Annotated in this window: 12 protein-coding genes and 2 pseudogenes; 4 read left to right on the top strand and 10 right to left on the bottom strand. The window is 43.2% G+C overall.

The features are described 5' to 3' along the window. A partial coding sequence (locus BLS49_RS08695) for a transposase (RefSeq protein WP_139173114.1) occupies positions 1–226 on the bottom strand: 226 nt, incomplete at its 3' end. A gap of 301 nt (positions 227–527) precedes the next feature. Here BLS49_RS08695 and BLS49_RS08690 point away from each other — a divergent pair. Both BLS49_RS08690 and BLS49_RS25750 read left to right on the top strand, forming a co-directional pair. After that, the gene (locus BLS49_RS08690; RefSeq protein ID WP_091228478.1) at positions 528–896 is read left to right on the top strand and encodes a DUF4180 domain-containing protein; all 369 of its coding nucleotides are present in this window, start codon (positions 528–530) and stop codon (positions 894–896) included. Continuing rightward, a pseudogene (locus tag BLS49_RS25750) lies at positions 895–991 on the top strand (formylglycine-generating enzyme family protein); the annotation flags it as partial. The gene BLS49_RS08690 and the pseudogene BLS49_RS25750, both read left to right, overlap by 2 nt. A 329-nt stretch (positions 992–1,320) precedes the next feature. Here the strand turns inward: BLS49_RS25750 and BLS49_RS08680 are convergent. The 7 genes and pseudogenes from BLS49_RS08680 to BLS49_RS08650 all read right to left on the bottom strand — a co-directional run bounded on the left by BLS49_RS08680 (position 1,321) and on the right by BLS49_RS08650 (position 7,293). Next, positions 1,321–1,509, bottom strand: coding sequence for a cysteine-rich KTR domain-containing protein (locus BLS49_RS08680; RefSeq protein ID WP_091228475.1), 189 nt, complete (start codon positions 1,507–1,509; stop codon positions 1,321–1,323). 121 nt (positions 1,510–1,630) lie between these two features. Next, positions 1,631–2,236 (bottom strand): GyrI-like domain-containing protein, encoded by a 606-nt coding sequence (locus BLS49_RS08675; RefSeq protein WP_091228473.1) that lies wholly within the window; start codon positions 2,234–2,236, stop codon positions 1,631–1,633. Next, positions 2,233–2,871: a hypothetical protein gene (locus BLS49_RS25230; protein ID WP_245742310.1), complete on the bottom strand. Its 639-nt coding sequence runs from the start codon at positions 2,869–2,871 to the stop codon at positions 2,233–2,235. Before BLS49_RS25230 ends, BLS49_RS08675 begins: the two co-directional genes overlap by 4 nt. A 55-nt stretch (positions 2,872–2,926) precedes the next feature. Beyond that, positions 2,927–3,856, bottom strand: a complete 930-nt coding sequence (locus BLS49_RS08665) for a helix-turn-helix transcriptional regulator (protein WP_245742309.1) — start codon at positions 3,854–3,856, stop codon at positions 2,927–2,929. A gap of 321 nt (positions 3,857–4,177) precedes the next feature. Then, positions 4,178–4,444, bottom strand: coding sequence for a hypothetical protein (locus BLS49_RS08660; RefSeq protein ID WP_091228469.1), 267 nt, complete (start codon positions 4,442–4,444; stop codon positions 4,178–4,180). A gap of 105 nt (positions 4,445–4,549) precedes the next feature. Continuing rightward, positions 4,550–4,762: pseudogene (gene tnpA / locus BLS49_RS08655) on the bottom strand (IS200/IS605 family transposase); the annotation flags it as partial. 146 nt (positions 4,763–4,908) lie between these two features. Continuing rightward, positions 4,909–7,293 carry a polyprenyl synthetase family protein gene (locus BLS49_RS08650; RefSeq protein ID WP_175471352.1) on the bottom strand — a complete coding sequence of 795 codons (2,385 nt, stop codon included), beginning with the start codon at positions 7,291–7,293 and terminating at the stop codon, positions 4,909–4,911. 191 nt (positions 7,294–7,484) lie between these two features. Here BLS49_RS08650 and BLS49_RS08645 point away from each other — a divergent pair, with 191 nt between their 5' ends. Next, a complete protein-coding gene (locus BLS49_RS08645) occupies positions 7,485–8,024 on the top strand; it encodes a CDP-alcohol phosphatidyltransferase family protein (RefSeq protein WP_091228463.1) in 540 nt (179 codons plus the stop codon). Positions 8,025–8,093: 69 nt separating this feature from the next. Here the strand turns inward: BLS49_RS08645 and BLS49_RS08640 are convergent, their stop codons facing one another. Together BLS49_RS08640 and BLS49_RS08635 are read right to left on the bottom strand one after the other, a co-directional pair. Continuing rightward, a complete protein-coding gene (locus tag BLS49_RS08640; protein WP_091228461.1) occupies positions 8,094–9,869 on the bottom strand; it encodes an ABC transporter ATP-binding protein in 1,776 nt (591 codons plus the stop codon). Next, positions 9,856–11,631, bottom strand: a complete 1,776-nt coding sequence (locus BLS49_RS08635) for an ABC transporter ATP-binding protein (protein WP_091228458.1) — start codon at positions 11,629–11,631, stop codon at positions 9,856–9,858. The genes BLS49_RS08640 and BLS49_RS08635 overlap by 14 nt, the downstream gene beginning before the upstream one ends. 389 nt (positions 11,632–12,020) lie before the next feature. Here BLS49_RS08635 and rsgA point away from each other — a divergent pair, with 389 nt between their 5' ends. Then, positions 12,021–13,106: a ribosome small subunit-dependent GTPase A gene (gene rsgA, locus BLS49_RS08630; RefSeq protein WP_091228457.1), complete on the top strand. Its 1,086-nt coding sequence runs from the start codon at positions 12,021–12,023 to the stop codon at positions 13,104–13,106. The last annotated feature ends 111 nt before the right edge of the window (positions 13,107–13,217 follow it).

The raw sequence follows: 13,217 nt of genomic DNA, 5'->3' as shown, positions 1-13,217 counted from the left end.
AGGGAATGTCGTACAAATAACCAAGCAGTAGCATTTTAAAGAATACGATGGGATCTAGGGAGGGACGCCCATTGTTCTCACAGTAATAAGGTTTAACCAGATCAATAATGAAATTAAAATCGATATATTTGTCGATGTTGCGCAAAAGATGATCTTGAGGAACTAATTGCTCCAAGCAGACCAGTTCATACTCTAATTGAGGGTTTGTATCATTTGTAAACAACATAAAATCACCGCTCTCTGGCATATATTATATAGATATTATACCATATTAACGCGGTGATTTGGTGAAATAATGACTTTTTCAACAGTCTGACATTTGCAGTAATTTCGTGTATTTAGGGAAATCACATGATCAAAGCCTGCACTTTTACAGCAATTTCGGCATTCTGCTCTATAGCTCTATTGGAGTCTATTACATCTGAGTTAGGATCAAAAATCGGGCGGATTTCCCGGCGAGAATCTTTGAATTAAGTTAAAAGGATTATTATTTAGTTGAGTGTGTTAATTAGGAGGATTATTAGATTATGAATATTACGAAAATAGATGTAGACGGAGGAAATATTGCGGTAGTGAGCGGCAGCGGGGTTCTAGTTGAGGATATTCCGTCCGCACTCGATCTTATTGCAACTGTACAGTATGAAACGGGCTGCAATCGGATTGTAATCCATAAAGCGAGCCTAAGCGAAAGCTTTTTTGATTTGAAAACCCGGCTTGCAGGTGAGATTCTTCAGAAATTTATTAATTACAGTGTGAAGGCTGCTATCGTTGGCGACTTTTCAGTATATTCAAGTAAAAGCCTCAAGGATTTCATTTATGAATGCAACAACGGAAGGGATATTTTTTTCTTGCCTACGGAAGAGGAAGCGATTGAAAGATTAAGCAAGCTGCAATAATGTCTTTTGGAATGATGCGATTCTGTATTGCAATTTGCTCTCTCGGCAATCCGGTCTAACGGTATGTTATTCGATTAGTGGTGACGGCGAGAGTGTTGTATGGAACTGTGGAACGGATGGGTATCAGTACGGCAAGCTTGACGATATAGCCTGGTATCATGACAATTCTGAAGGCACTTTTTTTGTTTCTTCCTACCGTGTCCACATATGAGTGTTATATATTAGGAAAACCAACAAACTGTTGAATTGATGGGATGTTTCTTTATAGCATAGCTATACCCCCGCCGGACAACGGTTTTTTTCTTTTCCGCTTGCGCGGCGGGTAAGTCGCTCTATTTTTTTGTGAAGCCACTTCGGGCCAACTTGGCCCGAAGTCCTGATAAGGTAAATATAAAAAGCCGATAACTGTGAGCATGTTCACAAGTTATCGGCTCTGCGTCTTAGCGTCTGGCTCTGTGATTATTGAGATATTTAATTTTTTTGCATTGATTAGCGTTTCCTGTTTACACTTCGGACAAAACAACGGAAAGTTTTCAAGTATGGTATCATCGCGTACTTTTATCCGCGTCTTATTTTGGCATACAGGACATAATATCCACCTGTTTTCTTCCATATAGCGCCTCCATTATTAGCTCATACTAACAACTGAATTGATTATAATGCTTATTACCATATCCACTGAAACTGATGTTGTAGAAACTATCGGGGAATGCCGTAAATAGAGTATCGTTTGTTCAAACAACAGGACACCTGATAATTGTCCTCAATTTTTCAGGGGAAGTTTTTCTTTTATCCGATAAATAGATTTCGTTCCACAATCCATTCTCGGTAAGTCCGTGTTCCTTCATATAGTCCTCAATTTTTACATATGTGCTTTTGACGCTGTTAAACGGACCAATGTGCAAGCACTGGATACTCTTCCCTTCATGAAGCGTTGCAAGGTATAAGCTATGAAGGAGCGGCAAATGCTTCCCTTTCTTTTCCACAATGCTTATCGCTGTCCGGATTAAGCCCTCATCAACAAAGTCAGGCTGTAGGATAAACAGCTTCCATGCAAACTTTTTGGCAGTATCAGTAAGCCAGGACTGGCATTGAAGCGGAGGAACAACAAAGTCAAAATAACCTTCGGGGACGGGAGCATCTTTGATTTTCGGCATCATTTTGACTGTGTATGCTACATTGTATAGGGCTTCCACTGCATCCTTGAACATGGTGCCACTTGGATGTCCCTCGCCATTCACGACTAAATAACTGAATTTCGGAACATCAATGACAGAAACAACATTTTCTTTTGCAGAGAAAACGTCTTTGTATACCTTTTTTAGGTCTATTGCGTTCATACTCTAACTCTCCTTAACCCGATACCGCAAAATCGTTTGTCTCTTTTCGGGCGCAGTTTTCCGGGCATCGGTGAGATAAATTTCTCTGTGGTAATGATTGATACACTCCAATTGATTCTTCCTTGAAAATGCGTCCATTTTTGCAAAGGATTCCGGCTCATCATTGAATGCGCCGATATGCAGTATTTGAACGCATAGGAATCTTCCAGCATTTCAAAAGCTACTTCCTGCAATAGCGAATGCGGTTTTTTCCTGCCGACTGCTTCATAAGCCGCTACAAACATATCTTTTGTGATGAAATCGGGATGCTTGATCATGATCGTATAGATAAAGCTGTCTTTATCCAATGGGTTGATCGGATCGGAGGATGTCCATACCCCTTTAAGTGGAAAGACCATATAGTCGCTGTAATCAAATTGCTTGCGCTGTTCCAAATCAGTACAAAAAGCCTTGTGCCTGATTTTAATCGCATAAGCAATCGAATAAAGAACACTTGCTTTTTCGGAAAAATCAGCCTCATTTGGATTGCCTTTTCCGCTGATTATGATGTAGTTCTGGCGCGGGACTACAATGCTTGATGGTTTTTCCTTGGCGCTGTATAGCGCCTTTTCGTGTTTCTTCCATTCATATTTCATAAGAATGCTCCTTTCTTTTATAAAGATTGTAGCATCCATAACTTGCAACACGGTGTCAGGTTATATATTTGCTCTGCAAATTTTTTATTCTGTTCATGATTTCCTCTCGAATAGCCACCGGAGCTACGACGGTGGCCTTATCGCCGAAGGACAGCACAAAGCTATACAACCGCTCATTATGCGGTAATAACACGGTGGTCAATAATTTTCCATCTTCTTGCTCTGTGACTGAATCGAAATTGTCATATACCCTATAGGCCAGTTCCTTTTCTACCAATAAGGTCAAAGGGATGAATTCCTCATGGTATGATTCGGCTTCCGCAAAAATTCGTGGAGGTATTGGGCGGAAAAAGCTGTCGGAAGTGATAACCATATCCTTTATCCGTGTTAATTTGAATAGCCGATAATCTTCGCGCAGGCAGCAATACCCATATAAGAACCAGTCTTTGTTTTTGAAGGCAAGTTTTAGCGGCTCAACCAATCGGTTGATGGACTCGCTTTTGCCGCTGAAATAGTTGAAAGTAATGCGCTTACTTTGGAAGATAGCGGTTTTTAGTGTGTCGAATGTATTTTCGTGCTTTCCGTCTTTTATCCAGTCAGAGAAATCGACTTCAATCCAGTTCACGTTTTGTTTCTGAAAAACGCCGCTTAGTTTTGATAAAAGCACATCTGCGTTTTCAGCTTCAACAATATTGATACTTTGAAGCGCCATCAATATTTGTGTTTGTTCCTGTTCTGAAAGCATAGACCTATTAAGAATAAAGTTGTCTTGGATAGATATGCCACCGCCTTTTCCTTGGGTAGCATATACTGGAATACCCGCCGCACTCAGTATATCTATATCCCTATAAATAGTTCTTATAGACACTTCAAAATGCTCGGCTAATTCTGGGGCAGTCATTCTTCCCCGTTCTAACAATAAATAGACCATTTGAAAATATCTATTTTCAGCCACTTTAATCAGTCGAGTAGACAGTCCCGACACTCCTTCCAAGTTATTAAACGTGAAGGGATTGTCTACTACCCCTCACAGAACCGTGAGTTCGATTTTCCCGCATATGGCTCTTCAAACCAATATTGATTCCGAATTCCAGAGAACAGGATTTTCATCTGCCTATATTACACACCGAACTGGCGTGCCCTCTCTTCATATTACAACACAATAACTTGATATAAAGCGTCATGTTATTGCGCTTGTGGGGTGATATTGCGATAGCCATACACATTTCACACTCATTTTGAGCTTTCCGCTAAACGGCAAGCAGGGCAACTGTGGCCACAGTTGCATATTTTTTGTAGGATGAACCTACAAAATACTGCTTGTTTTTGGAGGGTTTCTTTTTCTCTGTGTCGCTTCGCTCTCATCGGCCAGTGTTGCCGCTTCCTCGGCGGTCATTTCCGGAGCAGGAGTGCCATCGGCAATCTCTGGCGGTGTGGCGGCAGGAGCGGTATGTTCTTCTGCTTGAGCTTCATTTACAGGCGTGGTTTTTACATCTTCCGGCCTGTTGGGGATATTGCAATCCCTCCTTTCCACTTCGGGACATATTGGCCCGAAGTGACCGCTACCATACAAAAATACCGCCCATAGTCTCACTAAGGCGGTGTCTTGTGTAATGTGATAGCTTCAAATTTTATTTTATTTTTGCCCTTATTCCGGGCTACTTTGCAGTTTTCCTAATACATTTGGCTCATAGAACCCTTTGCACCAGAATTTCCTATTCCCATACCGATATTTTAAGTTCGCGTGTCGATCGAATATCATAAAGCTACTTTTTCCTTTTAGATACCCTACAAATGCAGATACACTTATTTTCGACGGAATGATTACTAGCATGTGTATATGATCTTTACATGCCTCTGCCTCTATAATTTCTACACCTTTTCTTTCACATTTATCTTAACACTTTGGAGGATTTTTTTTATTCATCGCTTAAGCTCTCCGGAACCATACGCATAGCGTATGGTTTTCTTTTGACAATGAAGAAGCAGGGACCTATAAAGGCCTCCTGCTTTTTTGAATGTCTATACGTTGAGATTTCAATTTTCTCTGTTAACCATATAATCCAATAAATGCACCAGAAAACCGTTGCTTCGCGGCATTTCGTTCAATGCTTCCATCGCAAGACAATAGTGTCCCCACATCGCTCTTCTGGCGCCTTCGAGCCCAAGGATCGTCACAAAGGTTGAATTGTTGTTTTCAACATCCTTGCGAACGGGTTTTCCTAACAAGCCTGCTTCTCCTTCCCAATCGAGCACATCATCCTTAATCTGAAAAGCAATGCCAGCATGATAGGCATATTTCTTCAGAGACGCAATCTCCGACACCTTGACCTGCGCAAGAATGGCAGGCATCACGAGAGAAGCCTCAAATGCAATCCCAGTTTTGTAAAAGCATATTGTGTTCATTTGCTCCAATGTCAGTGCCTTGCCTCTCGATTGCAAATCCATCGACTGTCCGATGCACATTTCTCCTGCTTTTTGGGATGAATATTGAATCAGATCAAGCACAGCTGTGGGATCAAACCCTCTCAGGGACGATTGTTCTTCAATCGCCTTCTGAATCAGATACAGGCCGGTTAATTCCGCTGTGGCGCTATTATGAACTTGATGCAGGGTTGGACGTCCTCTCCGGGTAGGCGCGTTATCCTGTGATGGCAGATCATCGAAGATTAAGGATGCGGTATGCATATATTCCAGTGATCTCAGCAGCGGCATAATTGCAGAAGCATGAAGCTTATATTCGTTCACGCCCATGACCCAGGTTATTATAGGCCGTAGACGCTTGCCATCTCCTTCAAGACTGTAATTGGCGGCATCAATAAGTGACTCATTTATGGATGAAACCGAGTGATTTTTGGAGATCAGCAATTGTTGATTGATCTGCTGACGAATGTTTTTGACAGTATCCCAGAAATATTCCTTTTCTTCCCGGTTGTTTCTCAAGACAGTTACCATCTGGTCTCGAAGCAGCTTGTCAAAAAAATCCACATCATCCGCATAGCGAACCATACGTTGTATGAGTCGATTAAGTTCCGGATTTCCAGAGGCGAAGATGTCCATGATTTCATTGTACTTTTGTTTTCCCAGGCGCTTTTTACAACGTTTCAGTCCGTTAATGGCGCGATCCAGTATGACCTCACGGGCCTTGGCATCGGAATGGTAAACGTCATGGATCAAGTAGGAAATGACCGTCCAATACAATTCATAAGGGTTGATCAGATCTGAACGTTGGTCACGGTATTTTAAAAAGTAGGTATAGGGTGTTACTGCTCCGGCCTTCATATCGTCAAACATGTCCGCAAAATCATCAGCAAGCTGATTATAGATGCCATAAAAAAAGGTTCGGCGATCAAAGCCCTCATCCTCGGAAGCGCTTATGACGGAACGGACAATTAACCGGGAGGAGGACGATTTCAGGATGACAGGCAGGTATAGCTCTTCGTTGCTGTATTGTGGATTCGAAAGCTCCTTTACGCGGTCCATATCCTGCGCATGGAAAAACACATAGGACTGCTCAAAAAATGTATTTATAGCTTCAGGCTTCTGATAACTTTTAATATATTCAAAAGCTTCCCGTAGCTCTGCATGGACGTAACGGACGAACTCGAGGTTAACTACGTCCCACTCTCCTAAATCCGGAACAGATCCAGTCAGCAGTGCGTTTCGTATCATATCGGAATATTGTTCTTTTTCCTTAGCATTTAAGACCTCGGAATCGAGAAGATCATCAATAAAAGGATAGGTCAGACCATAAAAATACCCTAGTCTGATCCCTTCATCAAGCCGCTGCGAACGTTCTGCGGGCAATGCGGCATCGTCCATCTCTTCCATTACATGAAGAACAACCCCGATAATGATCTTGATCAATTTACGCTGGGCATGCTCGGCATTCATTTGCTGAGGAATATGGGCGGATACGTTTTTAAGCTTGTTGATCAGCCATATCACGGCATTTTCCACGCCTTCTTTCTGAGCCCACCGATACAATCCGGCTAAACTTATGAATTCAGGCTGTACACCCTCTTTAGATGTAGTTGGGCGCAGCAAGTGTTTTTTTATATCGGAAGCCAGATGTTGAACTCGGTTCTGTATTCCAGGCGAATTCAGGTCTTTACCCAGATCACGCATATACATATAGGAAACACTTCGATCCAGGTAATCGTCTAATTTACCAGTTTGATTTAACCATCCAATATATCTGTGATAATCCAGAGCATCGGCTTTTCTCTTCCCACTCGACAGAAAAGATAACAATGAGTCATAGTGGATATGCTTCTTTTTCCACAAATGAAAATCTTTTGTCAGGGTGGAGACATATCTATTTTCCATAAGCTGAACATGGAGTGATGCAAAATACTGAGCCGCCTTCTGCTCAGCTTGCTGATACCAGGCATTGGCATGAGCTGAAATTTTTTCATTCATAGGATGGATTACCTCAATTTCTATTGTTTATCCATAAGGGGGAGCAATTTTGTTAGATAATATTCAAATCTTTATACGTGAAATATTTCTATAGGTTACAAAATCGTGATGAGACATAACTAATTGCCAAATGGTTGCTTTTCCAATAGAATCCCTTTAAACGGGTTGTTTCAGAATTTGCGAGGTGTGAAATGAAAAACTTACCTAACGGAATATCGCTATTAAGAATTTTTTTATCTGTGTTACTGCTATTTGTAGAGCCGTTTAGTAACACTTTTTGGATAATATATTTCGTATGTGGATTTAGCGATATGATTGATGGGTATCTTGCAAGAAAGTACAACTTACAAAGCCAGCTCGGAGAAAAGCTTGATAGCATTGCAGATACGGCTTTAATCGTTGTTGTGGCGGTAGTTCTTGTTCCTGAATTATCAATTCCTATGGGAATTTGCATATGGATCGTTATGATTGCGATGATTCGAGTTGCGTCGTTATTGGTAGGATATTATAAATTTTATGAGTATGTCAGTCTCCATACATATGCAAATAAAGCAACAGGGCTTCTTTTGTTCGGAGCTCCTTTTTTTATCGATAAGACAAATATTTATTTATTGGGAGGGATCATCTGTACGATAGCAAGTCTTTCGGCTATTGAGGAGCTGGTTATACAGATTACATCTAAAGAGATGTCGAGAAACGTTAAAGGGATTATAGGACAGAAAAGAAATTGATATTATGACGCATAAAAAGAGGCAATACCCTATTTCGAGAAGACGGGGTATTGCCGTTTTTATTAAGCCTTAAGCTTCCATCTTTTGCGCTGTGTAGAGCCGATAATATAGGCCTCTGCGTGCGATGAGTTCATCGTGTGAGCCACTTTCTGCAATGCCTTTATCAGATACGTACATGATGCGGTCGCAGTTTTTTACGGTGGATAGCCGATGCGCAATAATGAACGAGGTTCGTCCCTTGAGCAGCTCATTCAAGCCCTGCTGGAGCAGACGCTCTGTTTTGGCGTCGATTGACGAGGTGGCTTCGTCTAGAATGAGTACGCGCGGGTCAGCAAGTAGCGTCCGTGCAAACGAGATGAGCTGCCGCTGCCCTTGAGACAGCTTGGAGCCTCGTTCGTTGACTTCGGTCAGATAGCCCTGCTCAAATTCACGGATGAATTCGTCAGCACATACTGTTTTTGCGGCGGCGATAACTTCTTCCTCGGTGGCATCAAGTCTGCCGTAACGGATATTGTCCAGGATGGTTCCTGAGAAAATAAAGCTGTCCTGCAGCATAATGCCCATTTGGCTGCGCAGGGAGTTGAGGGTCACTTGTGAGATATCGTGACCGTCAATAAGAATTCTGCCGCCAGTCAAATTGTAAAAGCGTGAAATCAGGTTGACGACCGTTGTTTTACCTGCACCTGTCGGGCCTACTAAAGCGATGCTTTCTCCAGCCTTAACCTCGAAGGAGAGGTTCTCCAAAATATTTATGCCCGGATCATATGCAAAGGTCACGTCGTCGAAGGCCACGTTTCCTTTAATCGAAGGCATTGGTTTTGCCTCTGGAGCATCGCTGACTGTAACTGGCTCATCCAGCGTTTCGAAGATTCGCTCAAGATAGGCGACCCCGTTGATAAAGCTATTGTACAGGTTCGAGAGGTTCAAGATCGGCTGCCAGAAAAGCCAGGCGTAGCTGCCCATTGCAAGTATGACACCAAAGGTTACGTCAGCCGGTTCCAGCGTGAGCAATCCTATTAGATAGATCATGGACAATACGATTGTAGCTAAGTTGTCGACAGTAAACGGGATCAGGGCATTATAGCGTAACGCCCGCATCCACTCCGTACGGAAATTGGTAGCCAACCGAGTGAAAATACCCTCATTACGCTGCTCACGAGAGAAGATTTGTGTCACTCCGATGCCGCTAATGCTCTCCTGCAAATAAGCGTTCAGATTGGAGCCTTTGTTCGAAACCGACTGCCATGCCCGCCGCTGCCGGTTCTTGATCAACAGCATGATGGCAAGAAATACGGGTAGTCCGGCAAGAGTGACAAACGAGAGTTTAACGTTGACTGCGAACATAAACGCAGCGATAAAGATGAGATTCACGATTTCCAGAATAAAATTGATAATACCGTTAGACAACACATCTGATACAGAGTTGACATAGTTTACGACCCGAATAAGAATTTTGCCCTGCGGACGGTCGTCATAATATTTGAACGGTAGTTCCTGTAAATGTTTGAACAAATCACTGCGTATGTCAAAGATAATGTCCTGCCCGACCCTCGTCATGATGCGGGAGCGGAAGGTCGCTAAAATGACGCTGACCACAATGGTAATCAACAGGAGTGCTGACCATCCGACAAGGGATAGGACATCCTTCTCTGGAATGGTGACGTCAATGACATGACGCATGATGAGCGGCGCAGTTAACCCAATGGCCGCGGAAAGCGCGCTGAGCAGAAACGCAACAATCATAGGCTTTTTTTGTCTCTTGATATACACAAGAGCCCGTCGGAAATGTCTAATATCGAAAGGGGACTCCAGATTTTCATCGATGTCGAATTTATTCCTTGCCATGAGTCGTCACCTTCCTTCCAATGCCCTCGTTCTGCAGCATAAATACATCGTAGTAATAGCCCCGTTTAGCCAGCAATTCGGCATGTGTGCCTTCCTCAATCAGACGGCCATTGTCCAGGATGAGTATGCGGTCAGCTTCGGCAGTAGTAGACACGCGCTGTGCGATGATAATCTTCGTACAGGGATAATCCAGCTCGCGAAGGCTTTTCTGAATATGCTCCTCGGTCTCAAGATCGACAGCAGAGGTCGTGTCATCCAGGATCAGGATCGGACGGTGGACCGCCAGAGCGCGAGCCAACGCGATACGCTGCTTCTGTCCACCGGATAGTCCGACGCCTCGTTCGCCGACAATGGTGTCATAACCTTCAGGCATTTTGATGATAAAATCGTGTGCAGCGGCAAGCCGTGCATATTCAATCGTATCCTCCTCAGGAAGATCAGGGTCGCCAAAGGCGATATTGCCATCGATCGTATCGGAGAACAACAGAACGTCCTGAGTCGCTATACCGATGTTTCCACGAAGCTCATCAAGCTCCAGCTTACGTACATCTATTCCATCCACCAGCACACGGCCCTCCGACACATCGTAGAAACGCGGAATCAGGTTGATGAGACTTGTTTTGCCTGAGCCCGTGGAGCCCATGATAGCGATGGTTTCACCAGATTCAATCTTAAAGCTGATATCGTCCAGTACCTTCCCGTTATCGTATTTGAAGCTGACATGATCAAATTCGATACGGCCTTCAAAGCGACGTTTCTCCACGGGATTGTGTTCGTTGACGATGTACGGTTTGGCATAATAGATATCAACGATTTTGCTTAAGCTGGCAAAAAAGCGTTGAATGTCGTTGATGATGATGCCGATGTTGCGCATCGGGTTGGAAACGGCCCAGATCAACGAAGAGAAGGCGGCGTATTCACCGAATGTAATTCGTCCATTCATGACAAACAATCCGCCTGCCAGCATCAGGATTACGTTAAAGCCTTGTGCAAAGCTTTCTAGAAACGGAAAGTAATCGAGCCATACGAGTGCTGCCTTTTTATTCGCCTTGGAATAGTTGATGTTCTTGTCTGCAAATTTTTCGATCTCGTATTCCTCACGAGCAAAAGCTTTGATTACCCGGTTGCCTGCGATATTTTCCTGCGTAGTTGTATTAAGCTGCGAGAGCCGTTCGCGCAGATCGATATACATCGGCCTCACACGCTTTGCAAATATGTAGGCAACGATAAAAATTGGAGGCGACAAGATGAGCAGCCACAACGTCAGTTCAGCATCAATAGTGAAAAAATAGATGACGGCAGCAATGAAGATCGTAAGCGATTCAATGATCATTTTAATAATCCATGCCATGGAGTGCCGTACCATGTCCAGATCGCCTGTCATCTTGGTCATGAGGTCGCCGGTACGGTTATGATCATAATACTGCATATCCTGTCCTTGAATCTTGTTGTACAGATAAATGCGGATGCGGTATAGCATATTTTGCGAGGATCGCTCATACTGCATCGTTGTTAAATAGGCAAGACCCGTACGCAGCAGGGAAAAGCCAATCATGCCCAGGCAGAGCATAATCAGCAGTCCACGCTCATCGGTTAAATTCTGCATGGCGTTGTCTCCAGCTATAAACGTGTCGACAATGCGCTGGCCGATGTACGGATTCACGATCGTGAGTGAAGAGCCCACGACGGAAAGGGATAACGCCAAAATATATCTTGCCCGGTCTCCCTTCAGGTTTTGCCACAGCCATTTCAGTTCGAACATTTTAATCACCTGTTTCTGTTTGTTCTTACACTCCTGTTGCAATAAATCTTGTTTCATATTATCAAATCAACGTGATTATACCACAATAATCTACCAGCATAAGCCAATGATTTTCTTCTTTTTTTAGAAGTTAGCGTCCTAAATCTCTCTCTCCAGCATACCCATGTTGATAAAAGGAGAGTGAACAATGTGGACAAGATTTAATTGGAAAATAACAATGTCCTGCGCTATATTTAGAATATCTTGATTATGAAAGGAGCGGTTGTATATGAATAACAACTATAATACAACTTCGATTGTAGCTTCGATTGTCGCAGATCGGGAGGGTTGTGCGAAATAACGAAAGCACTACACCTCCCAAAGATATATTTTCTTTAGGAGGAACTCATTTGACAACAATAAATATGAATAATGTAGGGCTTACTGAGCGCTTTATTCAGGAGTCGTCACATTATAAGAACTTGAGAATCGGGCGAATCTCGTCACAATATAAAGACTTATACAAAGTGATAACTGAGAATGGGGAGTTTACGGCTGAGGTTTCCGGGAAATTCCGCTATGAGGCCAAACAATTATCCGATTACCCTGCGGTGGGGGATTTTGTTATGCTGGATCGGGTGGATGATTCGGAGGGTCATATCATCATTCATCATGTGTTATCCAGAAATACCGCTTTTGAGCGAAAAGCTGCGGGTACTTCAAACGATGTACAAGTCGTAGCAACGAATATGGACATGGTCTTCATTTGTATGGCGCTTAATAATGACTATAACTTACGAAGACTTGAGCGTTATTTGTCCATTGCTTGGGATAGCGGAGCAACACCTGTAGTCGTCTTGACGAAATCCGATTTGTGCGAGGATGTGCAAGCTCGATTTGATGAGGTATCTGCTGTTGCGATCGGTGTTGATGTGCTCGTTACTACGGGGCTGTCTGAAGATGGATTTCTACGGATAAAAGAATATATGGAAAGTGGAAAAACCTTTGCTTTTATCGGATCATCCGGCGTAGGAAAGTCTACCTTGATCAATCGGCTCATGGGAACAAGCGTCATGGTTACGAGTGAGACAAGAAATGATGATAAGGGGAGACATACCACGACCAGACGGGAGCTACTTATGCTACCTGAGGGCGGAATCATTATAGATACGCCGGGTATGCGTGAGCTTGGGATTGAAAGTGCCGATCTGTCGAGATCTTTTTCCGATATCGATAGTCTTGCCCTGCAGTGTAAATTTGCGGATTGCTCTCACCAAAATGAACCCAAATGTGCTGTTCAGCAGGCGATTAAAGATGGTCAACTCTCTGCCGAGAGACTAGAGAGCTATATCAAACTGAAGAAAGAAGCCAAATATGCCGGTTTGAATTCTAGACAAATTGAAGCTGAAAAAATCCTTACGATATTTGGTGGCACAAAGGGCATAAAAGCTGTAAGGAATTACGCGAAGAGCAAGCAGGCTAAAAGGAATAAGTAGAGCACCAAGTTATACTAAGGAAGGGGCCATCCTAAAGTAGATAATCTACTTTTGGGATGGCCCTCAACGTTACCGCTTTCCCCACTACCTCGTACACGTGAAAAGAGCCAT

This window comes from Fontibacillus panacisegetis (genome assembly GCF_900102215.1).
Classification (GTDB): Bacteria; Bacillota; Bacilli; order Paenibacillales; family Paenibacillaceae; genus Fontibacillus; species Fontibacillus panacisegetis.
This window is presented reverse-complemented; position numbering and strand designations above follow the sequence as displayed.

Bases quoted from the DNA above. Each gene is read 5' to 3' on its own strand.
- BLS49_RS08675 (WP_091228473.1), bottom strand. From the start codon at position 2,236: ATGAACGCAATAGACCTAAAAAAGGTATACAAAGACGTTTTCTCTGCA.
- BLS49_RS08640 (WP_091228461.1), bottom strand. From the start codon at position 9,869: ATGGCAAGGAATAAATTCGACATCGATGAAAATCTGGAGTCCCCTTTC.
- BLS49_RS08635 (WP_091228458.1), bottom strand. From the start codon at position 11,631: ATGTTCGAACTGAAATGGCTGTGGCAAAACCTGAAGGGAGACCGGGCA.
- BLS49_RS25230 (WP_245742310.1), bottom strand. From the start codon at position 2,871: ATGAAATATGAATGGAAGAAACACGAAAAGGCGCTATACAGCGCCAAG.
- BLS49_RS08645 (WP_091228463.1), top strand. From the start codon at position 7,485: ATGAAAAACTTACCTAACGGAATATCGCTATTAAGAATTTTTTTATCT.
- BLS49_RS08690 (WP_091228478.1), top strand. From the start codon at position 528: ATGAATATTACGAAAATAGATGTAGACGGAGGAAATATTGCGGTAGTG.
- BLS49_RS08650 (WP_175471352.1), bottom strand. From the start codon at position 7,293: ATGAATGAAAAAATTTCAGCTCATGCCAATGCCTGGTATCAGCAAGCT.
- BLS49_RS08680 (WP_091228475.1), bottom strand. From the start codon at position 1,509: ATGGAAGAAAACAGGTGGATATTATGTCCTGTATGCCAAAATAAGACG.